Origin of the sequence: Chryseobacterium daecheongense (assembly GCF_003729955.1) — a bacterium.
Taxonomy (GTDB): domain Bacteria; phylum Bacteroidota; class Bacteroidia; order Flavobacteriales; family Weeksellaceae; genus Chryseobacterium; species Chryseobacterium daecheongense.
In genome coordinates, this window is the sequence record NZ_RJTX01000002.1 from 74,345 (window position 1) to 90,701 (window position 16,357).

The following is a 16,357-nucleotide window of genomic DNA, read 5'->3' on the forward strand; positions in this document are numbered from 1 at the left end:
TTTTTACATCTTAAGATTAAAAGTATTTACATAAAAAATGACAGGTTATTATATTATTATAGGGATTTCAATGTTGGTGAGCTGGTTTGTTTCATCAAGGTTGAAATCTAAATTCGAATATTATTCTAAGGTACATCTACGAAACGGGCTTTCAGGAAAAGAAGTGGCGGAAAAAATGTTGAGAGATAACGGGATTACAGATGTTCAGGTGATTTCGGTTCCCGGACAATTGACCGATCACTATAACCCGGTGGATAAAACCGTAAATTTATCGGAAGGTGTTTATATGCAGAGAAATGCTGCGGCTGCAGCTGTAGCTGCCCATGAATGTGGACATGCCGTGCAACATGCTGTAGGATATTCTATGCTTCAATTACGTTCAAAGCTGGTTCCGATTGTTAATATAAGCTCTAATTTGATGCAGTTCGTTCTTATTGCAGGTATTGGTATTATGGCCGCAACAAGATCTATTGATGATCCAAACGGAAACACAACAGTTCTCGCTATTGGAGTTGCCATGTTTGCGTTTACTACCATTTTTGCTTTTGTAACATTGCCTGTAGAATATGATGCAAGCAACAGAGCGATGAAATGGTTGAAAGATACCGGAACAGTAACTTCAGAAGAGTATGTAGGAGTACAAGACAGTCTGAAATGGGCGGCAAGAACTTATGTGGTAGCTGCCATCGGATCTTTGGCGCAGCTTCTTTACTGGGCATCTTTACTGATGGGTGGAAGAAGAGATTAATTTAATTATTCAAAAGAAATATAGTATCCCGGACAATTTGTCCGGGATGTTTTTTTATTGATTTCAATTGAATTTGATACTTTTGATAAAATATTGTTCTAAAGTTGGTGTATACAGGAAAACTGATATCAGAGAAAAAGCAGGTCAGCTACTTCATCAAAGTGGTTGCTTTTTTTTGGATGATCACCAAAATATGGAGCTATAAAACCTGGATTACAGATAGAATATATCCTGTTATTCCCCCTTTGGATATTGTAAAGAATATTCCAGGTTTTGTACATCTGTTTTTATTTGGATTTTCTCTTCTGGCTTTACTGCTGATTCTATTTAAAGAAAACCGCCTGCTTCTTATTTTATTGTTTCTGTCTGAAATGTTAAGCTGTCTATTAGATACAGTGAGATGGCAGCCGTGGGAATATATGTATTTGTGCATTCTTCTGATAACGATCATCAATTTTCATAAGCCCAAAAACATCATATTGCTGATGCATTTGTTTTTGGTGTCCATCTATATATTTAGTGGTTTGCATAAGCTTAACCGGAGTTTTCTTTCTCTGGCATGGATGAATATGATTCTTATCGATTTCTTTGGCTTATCAATGGATGTTATCCTGAAATACAAATTATTCTTTGTAGGATTATTGATTCCTGTTGTTGAGTTGGTTTTGGCTGTTCTGTTATTACTTTCAAAATCAAAAAGAAAGATCAGTTATGTATTGATGGGCATTCATGTGATTATTTTGATTGTCATTGGGCCTTTTGGATTAGAGCATAATTCCGTGGTTTGGTTCTGGAACTTAGCAATGATAGGTATGTTGTTGGTCATATATATAAAACCGATTGATCCTGTCACCAATAGCTTTTGTACTTCGAACTTCTATTGGTTTGTTCTTTGGTTTATAATGCCTGTTTTCAGTTTTTTTGGACATTGGTACCAATATTTTTCCTTCAATTTGTATTCAGGGAAAGGAGAGCAATTATATATATGTTTTTCAAAAAAAAAGGAGGAACTGAAACCTTATTTTGAGTCTGCAACGAATAATATTTGTCCGGGAAAACGATGTATTAATTTGCAGGATTGGGCCTTAGCGGAAATTAAATCTGCACCGCTTCCCGAAACTGAAATATATAGAAAGATTGGAGTTTATATGAAACAAAAATATCCAAATGACTCAATAAGGATATTATCTTATGATCCTATGACCCAAAAAAGGGTAGAGTTGAAATAATTTTAATCTAAAAATTTACATTCCACAAACTGTATCTGAGTTAAGGATTCAAGGATATTTTCTTTATGTTTGGTTTTTACTTTGGCTATAATAACGGCCCTTTCCTGTGAATCGAAATTAACAATTTTAGCATCAAACTTGGAAAGTAAAGTAAAAATTGTATTCTGCTGATTGAAGTTGAACTGAACTTCAATTTCGGTTTCCAGCTCTTTAGTAATGATCTGCGCTTCTTCTAATGTCATTTTTGCAGATTCTTTGTATGTTTTTACCAATCCGGAAACACCCAGTTTTGTTCCGCCATAATAACGGACTACAATAACCAGAACATTGGTAATGTCATTGGCCAACAGCTGATTGTAAATGGGTAAACCTGCACTCCCGGAAGGTTCTCCGTCATCATTGGCGCGATAATGTTCCCCATTCAGGCCTATTCTGAAAGCATAACAATGGTGAGTAGCTTTCGGATGCTCTGTTCTGATTTTTTCCAAAGCATTTTTCAGTTCTTCTTCATTGCTCACAGGGTAAGCAAATCCTATGAATTTACTGCCTTTTTCTTTTAATAGTGTGTTTTCAATAGGCTTTTCTATAGTTTTATATTCAAACATCATTGATTTCATGCTTTAGTTCTGCAAAAATAATTAAATACAGGGTCATAAAAAAATCCTCAATGATTGAGGATTGTATTGAATTTAAGTTAGTCCGGGCAACCGTTTAATAAAAGTGGGTTGGGATCATAGCAACAGTTTAATGATACACAAACCACCCATCCTGAAGGGCATTCCTGAGAGGAATTCCATGGCGGTGTATTTTGACTTGACCATGAGCATAAGATTTTTGCATTTCGGTCTCCACCATTGATTTTAGATTGCTCCTTTCTTGAAAGTTTTTTTAGATTTTTCATAGTTAATTGGATTTTTGTTGTACAACTTATGAATATAATATTCATAAACCTAAATTAAATATTTTATTTAAATCAATCAATAGGGAATTTAATTTTTATTAATTATTCTTATAAATTTCAATATGATTATCTCTTAAGGTTAAAATTTGATGGTAAAGGTGATTGAACTTAGGAGCTTTCGTTCCGTTTTCAAGTCGTAGACTTTCATTTTTAATGATAATAGCTTCATCCCAAAGATCAGCATTGATAAATTGCTGCAAAGTGAAACCTCCGCCTTCAATAATAACAGACTGTATCTGCTCCTTATATAAAGCATCCATTAATGCCGGTAAAAAGTTTTCTTTTTCAATTTTAATAAAACGGATGTTGTCATGATCTTCTTCCTTCATGCTATTGAAAACAAGCGTTCTGGACTCTTTATTATAGATTTTGAAATCTTCAGGAACTTTTAAATCAAAATCAATTAAAATTCTGATGGGATTGATTCCTTCAACATTTCTCACCGTTAAGCCCGGGTTATCATTAAGTGCTGTTTGGGTTCCTACTAAAATAGCATGTTCATCCGCTCTTAATTGATGTATAAATTGGTTGACAAGATTGTTTGAAACAGGAGTAGGCTTATAATCTTTATCTAAAAAGCCGTCTCCGGATTCTGCCCATTTTAAAATAATGTATGGTCGCTTCTTTTCATGATAAGTGAAAAATCTTTTATTAAGTTCAATGCATTCTTTTTCCAGAATTCCTGAAATTACTTCAATTCCTGCATCCTGGATGATCTTTTTCCCTTTTCCATTCACTTTGTCATGAGAATCCATAGCCCCGATAACTACTTTTTTAAAACCGAGCTCTTTAATTTTTAAAGCACAAGGCGGTGTTTTCCCATAATGAGCACATGGTTCTAAAGAAACATAAATGGTAGATTCCGGAATTAACGATTTATCCTCAACGGAATTGATGGCATTGATCTCTGCATGGTTTTCGCCTGCTTTATGGTGATAGCCTTCTCCGATGATGGTATTTTCATGAACGATCACACTTCCCACTAAAGGATTCGGATAAGTCTGGCCCAATGCTTTTTGAGCTAATTCGATACATCTTTTTATATATAATTCGTCCTGCATAGTAAGAAAAAAGCGAAGACAAATTGCTTTGCTCCGCCTTTTTATATTTTTAATTATTTCTTAATCTCCGCTGATAATGCTGTGAAGATTTTGTTTTAAGGTTTCCAAATGAGCCTTTTTATCATCAATTGTATTGAAAGTATCTCTCAACAGAGGGTTTTCCCTTGATGGGTTGTTGAAGAATGACAAGTTGTTTTCCAGTTTTACGATCTCCGCTTCAAGATCAGAGATTTGGCTCTTGATTTTTCTCGCTTTATCGGTAAGCTGGTTTTCAGATAATCCTTCTTCTTTCAGCTCAAGTTCATTGATTTTGTTGAGTTTCAATTTTTCTCTCAACGTTTTGTTGAATTCGGAGTTAATTGAGATTTTATCTCTAGGCACTTTTCCGATATTGTTCCAAGCTGTTTTTATTGCTTCGATTTTCTCAATGCTGCCATCTTCATTGGTTACTGTTTTCAATTCATCGAGAAGCTCTCTTTTGTGCTTATAATTTTCTTTCCAGTTATCTGTTGATGCATTGCTCTTTTCTCTATAGTTGTTGAAGAAAGCGTTACAAGCATCGCGGAATTCATCCCAGATCTTATTGGTCATGCTTTTAGGAACATGGCCAACTTTTTTCCAGTCGTCCTGAAGCTTTTTAAATAAAGGAACAGCGATATCCCAGTCTTCATTGTTCACATTGTCTTTAGCAGTCTGGATTAGTTTTAATTTTTCTTCCAGATTTGCCTGTTGAGAACCTTTTAAAGATTTATAATAGCTGTTTTTATTGGTATTGAAACCTCTTAAAGTGGTTTTAAAATCATTCCAGTTTTGGTTAGACAGCTTTCTTGGAACACTTCCGGTTTTTAAGAATTCAGAACGAAGATCTTCCACCTTTCTGATGGCATTTTGCCAGTAATTGTGGTTCGGAGTTTCAGAAGGCTCAGACAATTTCTTGATTTCTGCAATGATCTGGTTCTTCTTTTCAAGATTGTTGTTCTGCTCTGTTTCAATAGCCGCAGAAAGTTCGGATTTTCTTTCGTGAATTTTATTGGAGATTTCCTTGAACTCTTCCCAGGTTTTCTCACGGAATTCTTCAGCTACAGGTTCTGCCTCTTCTTTCCAAAGTTTATGAAGATATTGTAATTCATTCAATGCTTTCTGAATGACAGGCTCATTTTCCAATTCTTTAGCACGAGCGATAATGTGCTGTCTTTTTTCAAGATTGTGGCTGTATTCCTGTTCCAGAAATTCCTTGTTTAGATCCAGCATCTGATAAAACTGATTCAGATGGTGGAAATAATTATTATTAAGAATTTTAAACTCGGATTTGGCCACTTGTCCTGCTTTAGACCAGTCTTCTTTGATCTCGCGGATAGATTTGAAAAGATTCGTCCCCGGTTCTGAATTGGTATAAAGATTTTTAAGCCTTTCTATGATACTTTGGCGGTGATCCAGGTTTTTCTTTTGCTCTTCTTCCTGTTTTTTTTGGAAATCGTCGTGCTTTTCCTTGAAAATATTCACCAAAGCTGAAAATCTGGCTTGCAAAGGATGTTCATAGCTGAAATTTTCAGGGGCATTCCCGGCTTCTTCAAATTCATGCTTTTTATCTTCCACTTCATCATGGATGTAATGACTTGCCTTTTCTTTTAAAAGATTGAAAGTTTTGAAATTTTCACCAGCATTAGGAGCATTGATGATTTTTTCCATTTCTTTTAAAGCATCAGATAAAGAAATATCCGTATTCACTTGTTCTTCCATATGTTCGGAATCATCTTCATGCGGATTTTCATCATGAGAAGCGGTGCTTTCCGATGTTTCTTCTTGAGGTACTTCGTTAGAATTTTTCTTTTCTTCGTTTTCAGAAAGATTGTTTTCTGTAATCATAGCAAATCTTTTATGAGTGGGCGTATATCTTGCAGCTAAAAGCCAATTAATGCACTAATTTAGGTTATTTTTTTTGAAAATTCCAAATTTCCCAAGCTTTTTCTGCTTGCTGTTCAAGCATATAGTAACCGTTCACCGTTTTTGCTCCTTTTTCGGATGCATTAATGATGAATTGGGTATAATTGGGGTTGTAAATCAAATCGATTACCAGGTGTTTGTCGGAAAGCCATTCGAAAGGGAATTGCAAACAATCTTCTACATTAGGGAATGTGCCCACAGGAGTACATTGTACGATAAGCGCATGTTGTTGTATGGTTGCCGGATCTAAATTTTCAAAGTTGATTTCCGAATTTCTTGAAACCGTTTGAAATGGAATTCCGTTTTTATCCAGAACATATTGTACTGCTTTTGCTGCGCCACCATTTCCAAGGATCAAAGCAGAGGTGTGATGGGGCTTTTTATGAAGCAGCAATGTTTTTTCAAACCCGAATGCATCGGTATTATATCCTGTTTTTTTACCATTTTGAATAAGAACACAGTTTACAGCGCCTATTTTTTCTGCTTCATCGCTCAGTTCATCCAGATAATCTATTATTTTTTCTTTGTAGGGAATGGTAACATTAAAACCTATCAGCTGAGGATCAGAAAAGAGATTTTCCACTTCATTGATCTCATTTAAATCAAAAATATCATAGGAAAAATCTTTCAGCATTAACTTCTGAAACTTATCTGTGAAAAATTTTTTGGAAAAAGAATAAGAAATATTTCTTCCTATTAAGCCTAATTTTTTATTGGAATCCATAGATCAAAAATAAAAAAAAGACCGAATAAATCGGTCTTTAGAAGTGAATATTTTTTCTATTATTCTACAATAAACTTCGCAGTATTGTTACCTGCTTTAAGAATGTAATTTCCTTTGGTAACGTTTCTGAGCGTAATTTTGTCAGAGTTTTTGAAAGGATTGGCAATTACCTGAATCAACGCTCCGGACATATCATAAATTTCAGCTCTGGAAATTGTAGTAAGACTGCTTCCTTTTACGAATAATTCATTATTCTTTACAGGGTTAGGATAAATGCTGAATCCTGTGATTTTTTGAACTTCATGGGTTCCCAATACGGCATTTGGATTGATAATTCCTAAATTGTCACATGTATTTTGAGGGAAAGAATTCCATTGTGAAAGAGAGAATGTAGTAGAAGGATTGCTTACATTTCTTCTTAATGTAACGTCCGCTGCAAAATTAGCACTTCCCCCGTTAAAGGTTCCCACAATATCAATAAGAACTCCGTTTTTAAATAGCCCGACAGGGTCATTCCCGTTGAAATCTAATGGAGATCCGCCTAACGTTAAATTACTTGTGAAAGTACATGTGAATGCAGCTCCTGAATTGGTAATTACAAAGGCTGATGAAGGCTGGAGAGTTCCTGTTAATGTTACTTCATTTACCCATGCGCCGCTTCCGTTAGATTGTTTTTTAATAGAGTAGTTACTAAGATCAATAGGATCCAGTGTAGCGTTAGTCAATTCAATAGCTTTATTGTTTCCTGAACCTTCCACGTATTCTGAAATATATAGTTCATTGGAAGAACCACCTGAAGGTGGAGTATTAGTGGTAGTGAAATCTAATGGTGCAGAAGTAGGGGAAACATTTCCGGCCGCATCTGTAGCCACCACAGTCACCTGGTAAGTTGTATTTGGATTTAAACCTGAGATATTAATGGAATTGGTACCTGAACTTCCATACAATATACCATTGACGTAAATGTTGTATCCTGTAACAGCTATATTATCAGTTGAAGCGGTCCATGTAATTGTTGCTGTGCTGCCTGTGATATTGGAAGCAGCTAAATTAAGCGGTGTTGTAGGAGGAGTTGTATCAGGAGTTGTATTTACATATCCCCATACCTCATGTACCCATTCCGGGTGATCGATATAAGGATTTCTGTTCCCTTGAAATGCATAAGCGGCATTATTTCTGTCGATTTCCCTTTGAGAAACAGGATCTGCATCATGCCATGCTAAAAGAACGCCCAGTTCCCATTGCGTTAAACTTCTTGTTGTTGTTCCATCCAGCATATTACCACTAGTAAATCCAGGAACCTGATTTTGATATCTTGTTACAAAATAAAAGATCATTCTGGCAATATCTCCTTTAAAGGCATTGATAGGCTCAAAAGCCGTTCCTGAATAACCAGGAGTAGTATTTGGGCCTAATTTGGAACCGTTTTGGGAAGTCCATGTAGGGTTGGTAACAACTCCGTAAGGGTAATCGCTTCGCATTCCATTCACTTTCCCGTCAGTAGGAGGAATAAAATGAATATCATTATGCATCGGATTGGCAGAATTGAAGAGACTTTGCGGAACAGTGTGCTCTCTGTTATAACATACCCCTTCTCCTGAATAACTTCCGCATTGATCTGAAATGATCGTATATTCATAAGGATCTGCCCCATTCGGATTTTCAGAGTACATATCCAATACTTTTCCATTATTTTCGTAATAGTAATCACGATCTGTAGTTTGATATCCTGTCCAGAGTCCATTATAGCCCTGGTCATTGTGACCGGCGGTAATAATTTGACTAAGTTTTGTTTTTAAGGAATAACCTGTTAACCCTGTAGTTCCGTTATAGTAGCCCGCAGGAATCTGTGCAAATGCATTGATCAACGTAAAACACAGTAAAAAAGAGAATAAAATTCGTTTCATTTTAAAAAATTGGGCAGTAAAGGTACGGAAAATTTAAAAAGTAACGTATTAATTTTTAGTAATATACTCTTTGCTGATCTTCGAGAAGAACCATGAAATGGTAAATCCGAATACTGAAGCGGTAAGTGCTACAATAAGATAATTTTTTCCTACTATTTTTACCGGGAATGGTAAGGCTTCATTCGCTCTGAAGAACTCTGTATAAAGCTGGAAATAACATAATGCAGTGCCAAGAATTAATCCCGTAATGATTCCCGAAACGACAATCAGAACGCCGGTGTAAAAATATGTTTTTCTTAGGTGGCTAAGAGGAAAACCTAATGATATTAAAGATCTTGCCTGTTCTTTTTTGTCGAGCTGTAAAATAATGATGGCACCCGCTAAATTAAATGTGGTAATAAAAATAACCAAAGCAAAGATCAGGTAAATGAAAAGTTTTTCCGTATTGATCATTTTCCAGAAAGCTGCATTTTCCTCTTCCTTGGTTTTGATCTCAATAATTTTACCAAAAGACGAAAGTAATTTTGCTTTTACCAGGTCCGTATTTTCCGGATTTTTTAATTTGATGACAATCTGATAGGCTGATTTTTTAGGAAGATCCAACAATTCTTCAGCGAGTTCAATAGGTGAAATGATGTAATTGTTTAATTGATCTTTTCCGGGAAAAACACCGGTTACGAGAATATCTTTCTTGTTATAGATATCTTCTTCTTTGCTGATAATGCCGGTTCCTGGTTTAGGCATGAAAATGGTGGCATAGTTTCCCGAAGAAGCAACGGGTAGAGATAATCTGTTGTCCAGGGAATTCTCCATTAACACTTCATTAGAATATTCAAAGCTTGGGTAGGTTCCATAGAAAACATCCTTATTAATGGGATTTACTTGTACGTAAGCGGAATCCACACCTCTTAAATAGGCAATATCGCCTTTCCCATTATAGCTGATATATACTTTTTCTTCAATAATACGGGAAAAACTGCTTATTTCCGTATTGTTTTTTAAAGCAGTGGTTATTTTATCCAGGTTTTTGATCGTTTTACCGGAGGCGCTTTTTATTGTAAGGTCAGCATGAAGATTGGAAATAAGATCCTTGTTGAGTTCTTCCAGTCCGGAAAAAACAGATATGATCACAAACATTGCAGCTACAGCAACGGTCATTGCACCTACGGCTAACCACGTAATAAACGTAACCGCAGTGCTGCCTTTTTTTGCTAAAAGGTATCGTGATGCTATGTAAAATGCAATATTCTTCAAAATTATAAAACAGGATTGTCGCCTTCGCCTCTTAGTTCTTTTTCAAGCTTTTCAACATCATCAAGAGAAGTGTCCAGATAAAAGTTAAGCTGAGGAATTACACGTACCTGTTTTGCCATTTTCTGGCCGATAAAGTTTCTGTACTGAGGCTTATTTTCCTCAATTTCTTTCATAATGGCGGAACGGAATTCCTGTGGAAATATGCTTAAATAGATTTTGGCAATACCTAAATCGGCAGTTACTTTCACATCAGAAACTGTTACCAAAACACTCTGTTTGCTGTCTGCAGCCTGTTTGCGGAAAAGTTCTGCGAAATCTTCCTGTATAATTTGTGCTACTTTTCTTTGTCTGTTGCTCTCCATAAGTTATGCAAATTTAGTACTTTTGTTTGAATTGATACGCTGAAGTTTCGTTCACTGTATCAAATTTACGATTAAATTATATTATAGTATGAAGTTAGAGCATATCGGTATTGCCGTAAAGTCTTTAGGAGTTTCTGATGAACTTTTTGAAAAACTATTAGGAAAAAAATCTTACAAAAAAGAAAGTGTGGAAAGAGAAGGAGTCGTGACTTCTTTTTACGAAACAGGGGAGAGTAAAGTAGAGCTTTTGGAAGCCAGCAATCCTGAAAGCCCCATTTCAAAATTTATTGAAAAAAAGGGAGAAGGCATTCATCATTTAGCTTTTGGAGTTGAAAATATACTGGAAGAGATTGAAAGGCTGAAAAAAGAAGGTTTTCAGTTTATTTCCGAAGAACCTAAAGAAGGTGCTGATAATAAATTAGTTGTCTTCCTTCATCCGAAATCTACCAATGGAGTACTGGTGGAACTTTGTCAAGAAAAGGGATAAAAAATTTTGTAGTGAAAGAAATTTTGCTATTTTTGCAGTCACAAAATTTACCCAATTTTGAGGCCCTATAACTCAGTTGGTTAGAGTAGCTGACTCATAATCAGCAAGTCCTTGGTTCGAGCCCAAGTGGGGCCACGGTAAATCAAACACCTACAATATAATGTAGGTGTTTTTATTTTTTGCAACATGAAGAGATTTATGAAACTCAACTAATGCTTTTATTTGTTATTCACTTTTTTTACTCCTTCATTGGTTCCTTTAAATGTAAAATAACATCCTAAAACAAATCCTAAATTATACCAATTACCATTATTTTCAACTTCGTAAATAGTAATATTATTCTCAAACAGACTCACTACAAATGTAATGGGTGATATAATACCATGCCATAATCCCTGAATAAACCCGGCATCTGTATTATGCAAACAGTTTTTTAAGTCATGTGTATTAGCAGTACAGCTTCCTAAAATAAATAGGATTGAAAATAAATAAATGATTTTGTTATTCATAATATTTTAGTTTTTGATAAAAATATTAAATTTATTATAATAGCCATTCGAAATTTGGAAAGCTATGTTTTGCAAATCAATTATTTTAAGAATTTTTAAATATATTTAATGGTCCTGATATGAAAAGCTTTATGGAAAATGCAGCTTTTCTCAGCATGGGAAGGGTCATCAAAGAAGCATGTCAAAAGGATATTGTTGTATGGTTATGATGATTTAGGAAGGAAGAATTTTATTTTTTGAATTATGAATCTTGAATTAAACCCTTTGGAGAAAATTGCTCTCCTGTTTTCCAAAAAGTGGAAAGAGCAGTACGGTGATGTATTAGCTGGGGAACACCTTCAGAATATCGAAAGAAATGTTCTGAAATTCAAAAATGGAACTTTAGATTGGGATCTTCCTTATTTTAACGAAGAAATACCAATAAACAGAGATGAGAGCTTTACCACTTTTATCGAGATTCTTGAAAGCTCTGATTCTGATGAAAGCATAATCCGACAACTTGAAAATATTTCTTTTGAACATTGGCTGAATGTCTTGGGACAAAGGATAACTTCAGCAAGTATCCGCAATGAAATGGCGATTCCGCCTCTGAAAAACGTTTTAATAAAAAGTTGTACCCAACTTTTCAATGATGAGATTACTACTGCACAAAGAGCATGGGAAAAGCATGTGGGAAGAATGGATGATCCTTTTTGGGGTGAGGTAAAAGGCAATAATCAGCAGAAACAGGAAAAAGTAATGGAAAGAATCCATTATATCATCGATCACAAAACCTGGTGGAATGTTTTCTTCCACTACAAACATGAATTGGTTTTTGAAATAAGAGAGAAAGAAGGCCACGGAATCCGCTGGAGCCATGGCGGTAAACAACTGATCGGTTTCCTTGAAACATTTATCAATGAATAAATTCTTTAATGCGTAAAAAGATTGCGCAAAAAGATATAAGCTTTGCCAATTAAATTCAAAACAAATGAACACTTACATTGATATTGGCATTAACCTGACCAATAAGCAGTTCTATAATGAACAAGACGAAATAATCAACAGAGCTCTGGATAACGGAGTAGAGCAGATGATCCTTACCGGAACCAGTGTACGCGGAAGCAAAGAATCTGCTGAAATAGCTGAAGAGTATTCTGGAATTCTATATTCAACAGCTGGAATTCACCCTCATGATGCAAAATCTTTCAATGATCAGAGCATCAGTGAGCTTAGAAAATTATTGAAATATGCTCATGTTGTTTCCGTAGGAGAATGCGGACTTGATTTTGACCGTGATTTTTCACCGAAACCAATTCAGGAAAAATGTTACCGTGCCCAACTTGAGCTAGCTATTGAAGTAGATAAGCCACTTTTTCTTCACGAAAGATCTGCCTTTAAAAGATTTAATGAAATTACAGATGAATATACTTCCTCACTTCCCGAAGCTGTGGTACATTGTTTTACCGGAACTTTAGAAGAAGCGAAGGTGTACCTGGATAAAGGATTTTACTTAGGATTTACCGGAGCGATCAGTGATGAAAAAAGATTTAAACATCTGGAAGACGTTATCAGATATGTTCCTCTCGACAGAATGATGATTGAAACCGATGCCCCTTTTATGTTACCTAAAAATATGCCCCGAATTCAAAACAGGCGCAATGAACCCTCATTTTTACCGTATGTTGCCCAAACCATTGCGCACTTAAAGAAAATAAGCATTTCTGAAGTGGCGGACGAAACAACACAGGTCGCAGGAAAATTTTTCAGATTATAAAAAAGAGCTCTACTGATTTAGTAAAGCTCTTTTCTTTATGGTTACATCACGAAAGTGATTTACTTAAATGCTTTTCCATGCAGATTCCAAAGCCAGCTCGATCATAGGTTTCAAAGCCTTCTCTCTGTCGTCAGCAGAAATATTTTCGTGAGTAGGAATAATATCTGATACAGTAAGAATAGTAGCAGCATTTTTTCCTAAATGTTTTGCATTGGCAAACAGACCAAAAGCCTCCATCTCTACAGCTAAACAATTATACTTTGTTGCAATAGCCGGAATATTCGGGTCTTTTCTGTAAAAGATATCGCTGCTGTGAACATTGGAAGTCTTGGCATTGATAGACAATTCCGTTGCTGTTTCATGAATTGTATTAAAAATAGGGCCTTGTGGTGCAATGATCTCATCTTCAATTCCCCATGCAAATTTGGCATACGTACTTTCACTGGCTGCATTTTCTACGATCAGTACATCAAAAAGATTTAAATCTGTAGTATAAGCACCACAGGTTCCGATTCTGATAATAGTTTCTACATCATATTCCGTAAACAATTCATACGAATAAATACCAATACTCGGAAAACCCATTCCACTGGCTCCAACTGTGATCTCTTTGCCTTTATACATCCCGGTATAATAAAACATTCCTCTTGTCTTGTTTACCAGCTTTGCATTTTCTAAAAAATTCTCGGCGATATATTGTGCACGAAGCGGATCTCCCGGCTGCAACACAACTTTAGCAATTTCTCCTTTTTTTGCACTGATGTGAATACTCATAATAATTTTTTAACATAGCAAATATATCAACTTTAAAGGAAAAAATAAGTTGAGAATAGGGTCATAATAAGAACTGAAAAATAAAAAAGTTTATCTTTGCGTCAGAAAATTTATGAAACTACAAAGAGCACATATCAGCACAAATCTATGCAAAAGCCCTTCAATAGAAGGATTGTTTGGGTATGATGAGATGATATGGGATGAGGCGAAATGTGCTTACTTTGAAAATTATTTACTGTAAACCTGTAAAAATTAAATCAAAATATAACAGAGCGCCTCGATTTTCGAGGCGTTTTTTGTGTTTTTAGGGAAGAAATTATTTAGAATGAAAAAAAATAACCATAAAAGTGAAAATTTTTTAATAAGCAATGAAACTTTAATACGATAAAATAGAGTGATAAGCAACCCGATGAGAGACAGTCATTTAGGTGAAAACGGTATCTGCAAAACATTGTGGACAGGAATTCTCTATGTTGAAAATTTAATTTAAATTATTGAAAATCAATATTTTATGATTTAATTTTATTTGTGAGTTTGAAAAAATCCTATTTACTTTGCAACCGAAAATTAAAAACAACAAATTTTCACCTATCAAAAAAATAACTTGATTAAAACAAGAAAAATAAAATGAGACAATTACACAACATATTCAATTCATATTCAAGATTACACGGGCAGGAACCGATGGAGCTTGTATGTATTCTTGATAGTGGATTTGTAGATAAAAGGTGCTTATATACGTAGGTTCTCATGACCTGATACGTCAAAAATAATACAGCACCTCCCGAAAAGAGGTGCTTTTTTTATGGTTTCTCTAGCTTATTTGGTAAAGCGCCGGTTTGTGGCACCGGAGAATAGGGTTCGATTCCCGGAGATACCCCAACTATAATCTCATAGCTCAAATGGTTAGAGCACCGGTCTTTTAAACCGGGGGTTGAAAGTTCAAATCTTTATGGGATTACTATGGTTCCGTGGCTCAATGGGATAGAGTATCGGTTTTCTAAACCGGGGAGTAGAGGTTCGAGTCCTCTCGGGATCACAAAAGGAGAGTAGGCAAATATTGGTTCGTTGCGGCTTACTGCTAATGAGTTCTACAACAGTAGTGAAGGTTCGATTCCTTTGCTCTCCGCAAATAGGTCTATTGAGGTAATGGTTAACCTGCCCGACTGTCTCTTGGGCACTGCGAGTTCGATTCTCGCATAGACCGCAAAGGTTCACGGAACATTTCAATCCGACTGTCTCTCGGAAAGAAATGGAAAACTGAACCTGAAAAACTGGAAAGATAACGGTGGTTGTTTACCCGCCTTGGACGCGGGAGGTCATAGGTTCGAATCCTGTTTTCCAGACAATTGCTCCATTCGTCTAATGGTTTAGGACGCCTGCCTTTCGAGCAGTAAATGAGGGTTCGATTCCCTTATGGAGTACAAAAGATTTCGTAGCTCAAATGGCTAGAGTATCGGTTTCATACGCTGAAGGTTGAAGGTTCGAATCCTTCCGAAATTACAATGATTTTGTAGCTCAATGGTAGAGCAACGGCCTGTTAAGCCGAAGGTTGAAAGTTCGAGTCTTTCCAAAATCGCAAATAACTGAATAGTAATTGTTTCAAAGGAGAAAGTAAAAGTTTGTCAAGCGCAGAAGCTCTTTATGTCAAAAACAAACAGACAAGCTTTTCTTGCTCCAAAATGATGGTTCGCCGAAGTGGAAGAGTCGGGACGGTCTGCAAAACCGTTGCAAAGCTGAGTGGGTTTGAATCCCATAACCATCTCTAGTAACTAAAATGAGATAAGTTCAGAAGAAAAAGTAAAAGTCTGTCGAGCGTAGAAGTTCTTACATCAAACAAAAAATATAGACAGGCTTTAAATTTCTTCGAAATAAATTACCTATTAATGATCACTTATTACTCATTTTAAAAGGAAGTGCGCCGGAGCTGGAGAGCCGGGACAGACTGTAAATCTGTTGCTTTATAGCTGAGTAGGTTCGAATCCTACCACTTCCACATTCAACTGATAATGTAATGGCAGCATGCAGGAAAATATACTCTTGTTGTTCAGGTTCGATTCCTGGTCAGTTGATTTTTTAATAACACAAATAAAAATAAAATAAAAAGGAGACGGGATGGTTTGTCAAGCGCAGAAGATCTTTACAAACATTACTAACAGACCTATTTTTATAGACAGACCTTCTCTAACCTTGATAAATGCAGGAATGGCGAAACCGGTAGACGCACTTGATTTAGGCTCAAGATATTGGGGGTTCGAATCCCTCTTCCTGTACAAAGTTTTCTATACTCACAAAACCGGATCAGTGGTATACAAGGTGTGCAAGCTTGTCTGAAAAACAAGAGAGAACTGTTCAATTCAGTTCTGATCCACGAGAATATGAATGATCATTTATCAATTATTATCCATCATTTATACTGATTCGTAGTGTAATGGCAGCACACAAGACTTTGACTCTTGTAGTTTAGGTTCGAGTCCTAATGAATCAACAGAATTACTCCGATAGTGTAAACAGCACTTCAGACTCTAAAACTGAGGGTACTGGCTCGAATCTAGTTCGGAGTGCAGTAAGAATTAAAAAAAATATAAGCTAAATATAGCTGAAAAACATTTATCAATGATCACTTATGAATTATAGAAAT

At 35.7% G+C, this 16,357-nt stretch carries 15 protein-coding genes and 14 tRNA genes; 19 read left to right on the forward strand and 10 right to left on the reverse strand.

The window, feature by feature from the left end:
• Positions 1-37 precede the first annotated feature (37 nt).
• On the forward strand, positions 38-748 hold the full coding sequence (locus EGI05_RS08665; RefSeq protein ID WP_123262686.1) for a zinc metallopeptidase: 711 nt from the start codon (positions 38-40) through the stop codon (positions 746-748).
• Between the two features lie 107 nt (positions 749-855).
• Positions 856-1,977 (forward strand): hypothetical protein, encoded by a 1,122-nt coding sequence (locus EGI05_RS08670; RefSeq protein ID WP_134197439.1) that lies wholly within the window; start codon positions 856-858, stop codon positions 1,975-1,977.
• Between the two features lie 2 nt (positions 1,978-1,979).
• Here EGI05_RS08670 and EGI05_RS08675 read toward each other — a convergent pair whose 3' ends face one another.
• The 8 genes from EGI05_RS08675 to rbfA all read right to left on the reverse strand — a co-directional run bounded on the left by EGI05_RS08675 (position 1,980) and on the right by rbfA (position 10,190).
• Positions 1,980-2,594 carry a YigZ family protein gene (locus tag EGI05_RS08675; protein ID WP_123262688.1) on the reverse strand — a complete coding sequence of 205 codons (615 nt, stop codon included), beginning with the start codon at positions 2,592-2,594 and terminating at the stop codon, positions 1,980-1,982.
• Positions 2,595-2,671: 77 nt separating this feature from the next.
• On the reverse strand, positions 2,672-2,878 hold the full coding sequence (locus tag EGI05_RS17895; protein ID WP_134197437.1) for a bacteriocin-like protein: 207 nt from the start codon (positions 2,876-2,878) through the stop codon (positions 2,672-2,674).
• 98 nt (positions 2,879-2,976) lie between these two features.
• Entirely contained in the window at positions 2,977-3,999 is a 1,023-nt protein-coding gene (gene ribD, locus EGI05_RS08680) for a bifunctional diaminohydroxyphosphoribosylaminopyrimidine deaminase/5-amino-6-(5-phosphoribosylamino)uracil reductase RibD (RefSeq protein WP_123262689.1), read from the reverse strand.
• Between the two features lie 60 nt (positions 4,000-4,059).
• Positions 4,060-5,865, reverse strand: coding sequence for a DUF349 domain-containing protein (locus EGI05_RS08685; protein WP_185144966.1), 1,806 nt, complete (start codon positions 5,863-5,865; stop codon positions 4,060-4,062).
• Positions 5,866-5,929: 64 nt separating this feature from the next.
• The gene (locus EGI05_RS08690; protein ID WP_123262690.1) at positions 5,930-6,667 is read right to left on the reverse strand and encodes a shikimate dehydrogenase family protein; all 738 of its coding nucleotides are present in this window, start codon (positions 6,665-6,667) and stop codon (positions 5,930-5,932) included.
• A gap of 59 nt (positions 6,668-6,726) precedes the next feature.
• Positions 6,727-8,574 carry an endonuclease gene (locus EGI05_RS08695; RefSeq protein ID WP_123262691.1) on the reverse strand — a complete coding sequence of 616 codons (1,848 nt, stop codon included), beginning with the start codon at positions 8,572-8,574 and terminating at the stop codon, positions 6,727-6,729.
• 48 nt (positions 8,575-8,622) lie between these two features.
• Positions 8,623-9,828 (reverse strand): ABC transporter permease, encoded by a 1,206-nt coding sequence (locus EGI05_RS08700; RefSeq protein ID WP_123262692.1) that lies wholly within the window; start codon positions 9,826-9,828, stop codon positions 8,623-8,625.
• A gap of 2 nt (positions 9,829-9,830) precedes the next feature.
• Complete coding sequence (rbfA, locus tag EGI05_RS08705) at positions 9,831-10,190, reverse strand: 30S ribosome-binding factor RbfA (protein WP_123262693.1); 360 nt, start codon at positions 10,188-10,190, stop codon at positions 9,831-9,833.
• Between the two features lie 88 nt (positions 10,191-10,278).
• On the opposite strand from rbfA, the gene mce reads away from it, so the two are divergent.
• Positions 10,279-10,677 (forward strand): methylmalonyl-CoA epimerase, encoded by a 399-nt coding sequence (gene mce / locus EGI05_RS08710; RefSeq protein ID WP_123262694.1) that lies wholly within the window; start codon positions 10,279-10,281, stop codon positions 10,675-10,677.
• Between the two features lie 61 nt (positions 10,678-10,738).
• Positions 10,739-10,812, forward strand: a tRNA-Ile gene (locus EGI05_RS08715).
• Between the two features lie 83 nt (positions 10,813-10,895).
• Here the strand turns inward: EGI05_RS08715 and EGI05_RS08720 are convergent.
• Positions 10,896-11,186, reverse strand: coding sequence for a hypothetical protein (locus EGI05_RS08720; RefSeq protein WP_228428575.1), 291 nt, complete (start codon positions 11,184-11,186; stop codon positions 10,896-10,898).
• 243 nt (positions 11,187-11,429) lie between these two features.
• On the opposite strand from EGI05_RS08720, the gene EGI05_RS08725 reads away from it, so the two are divergent.
• Both EGI05_RS08725 and EGI05_RS08730 read left to right on the forward strand, forming a co-directional pair.
• Entirely contained in the window at positions 11,430-12,092 is a 663-nt protein-coding gene (locus EGI05_RS08725) for a hypothetical protein (RefSeq protein WP_123262695.1), read from the forward strand.
• Positions 12,093-12,156: 64 nt separating this feature from the next.
• On the forward strand, positions 12,157-12,942 hold the full coding sequence (locus EGI05_RS08730) for a TatD family hydrolase (protein ID WP_123262696.1): 786 nt from the start codon (positions 12,157-12,159) through the stop codon (positions 12,940-12,942).
• 63 nt (positions 12,943-13,005) lie between these two features.
• On the opposite strand, the gene deoD is transcribed toward EGI05_RS08730, so the two are convergent.
• On the reverse strand, positions 13,006-13,716 hold the full coding sequence (deoD, locus tag EGI05_RS08735) for a purine-nucleoside phosphorylase (protein ID WP_123262697.1): 711 nt from the start codon (positions 13,714-13,716) through the stop codon (positions 13,006-13,008).
• Positions 13,717-14,524: 808 nt separating this feature from the next.
• Between deoD and EGI05_RS08745 the strand changes: the two genes are divergently transcribed.
• The 13 genes from EGI05_RS08745 to EGI05_RS08785 all read left to right on the forward strand — a co-directional run bounded on the left by EGI05_RS08745 (position 14,525) and on the right by EGI05_RS08785 (position 16,204).
• A tRNA-His gene (locus tag EGI05_RS08745) sits at positions 14,525-14,598 on the forward strand.
• A gap of 5 nt (positions 14,599-14,603) precedes the next feature.
• Positions 14,604-14,677, forward strand: a tRNA-Lys gene (locus tag EGI05_RS08750).
• Positions 14,678-14,681: 4 nt separating this feature from the next.
• Positions 14,682-14,755: transfer RNA gene (locus tag EGI05_RS08755), tRNA-Arg, on the forward strand.
• A gap of 5 nt (positions 14,756-14,760) precedes the next feature.
• Positions 14,761-14,845 (forward strand) — tRNA-Ser (locus EGI05_RS17960).
• Positions 14,846-14,851: 6 nt separating this feature from the next.
• Positions 14,852-14,923: transfer RNA gene (locus tag EGI05_RS17965), tRNA-Asp, on the forward strand.
• Between the two features lie 67 nt (positions 14,924-14,990).
• Positions 14,991-15,062, forward strand: a tRNA-Pro gene (locus EGI05_RS08760).
• Positions 15,063-15,067: 5 nt separating this feature from the next.
• A tRNA-Glu gene (locus EGI05_RS08765) sits at positions 15,068-15,140 on the forward strand.
• Between the two features lie 5 nt (positions 15,141-15,145).
• Positions 15,146-15,219: transfer RNA gene (locus EGI05_RS08770), tRNA-Met, on the forward strand.
• Positions 15,220-15,223: 4 nt separating this feature from the next.
• Positions 15,224-15,295 (forward strand) — tRNA-Asn (locus tag EGI05_RS08775).
• Positions 15,296-15,400: 105 nt separating this feature from the next.
• Positions 15,401-15,481, forward strand: a tRNA-Cys gene (locus tag EGI05_RS17970).
• A 147-nt stretch (positions 15,482-15,628) separates the two neighbouring features.
• A tRNA-Tyr gene (locus EGI05_RS17975) sits at positions 15,629-15,712 on the forward strand.
• A 203-nt stretch (positions 15,713-15,915) separates the two neighbouring features.
• Positions 15,916-15,989 (forward strand) — tRNA-Leu (locus tag EGI05_RS08780).
• Positions 15,990-16,133: 144 nt separating this feature from the next.
• Positions 16,134-16,204, forward strand: a tRNA-Gln gene (locus EGI05_RS08785).
• Positions 16,205-16,357: the final 153 nt, after the last annotated feature.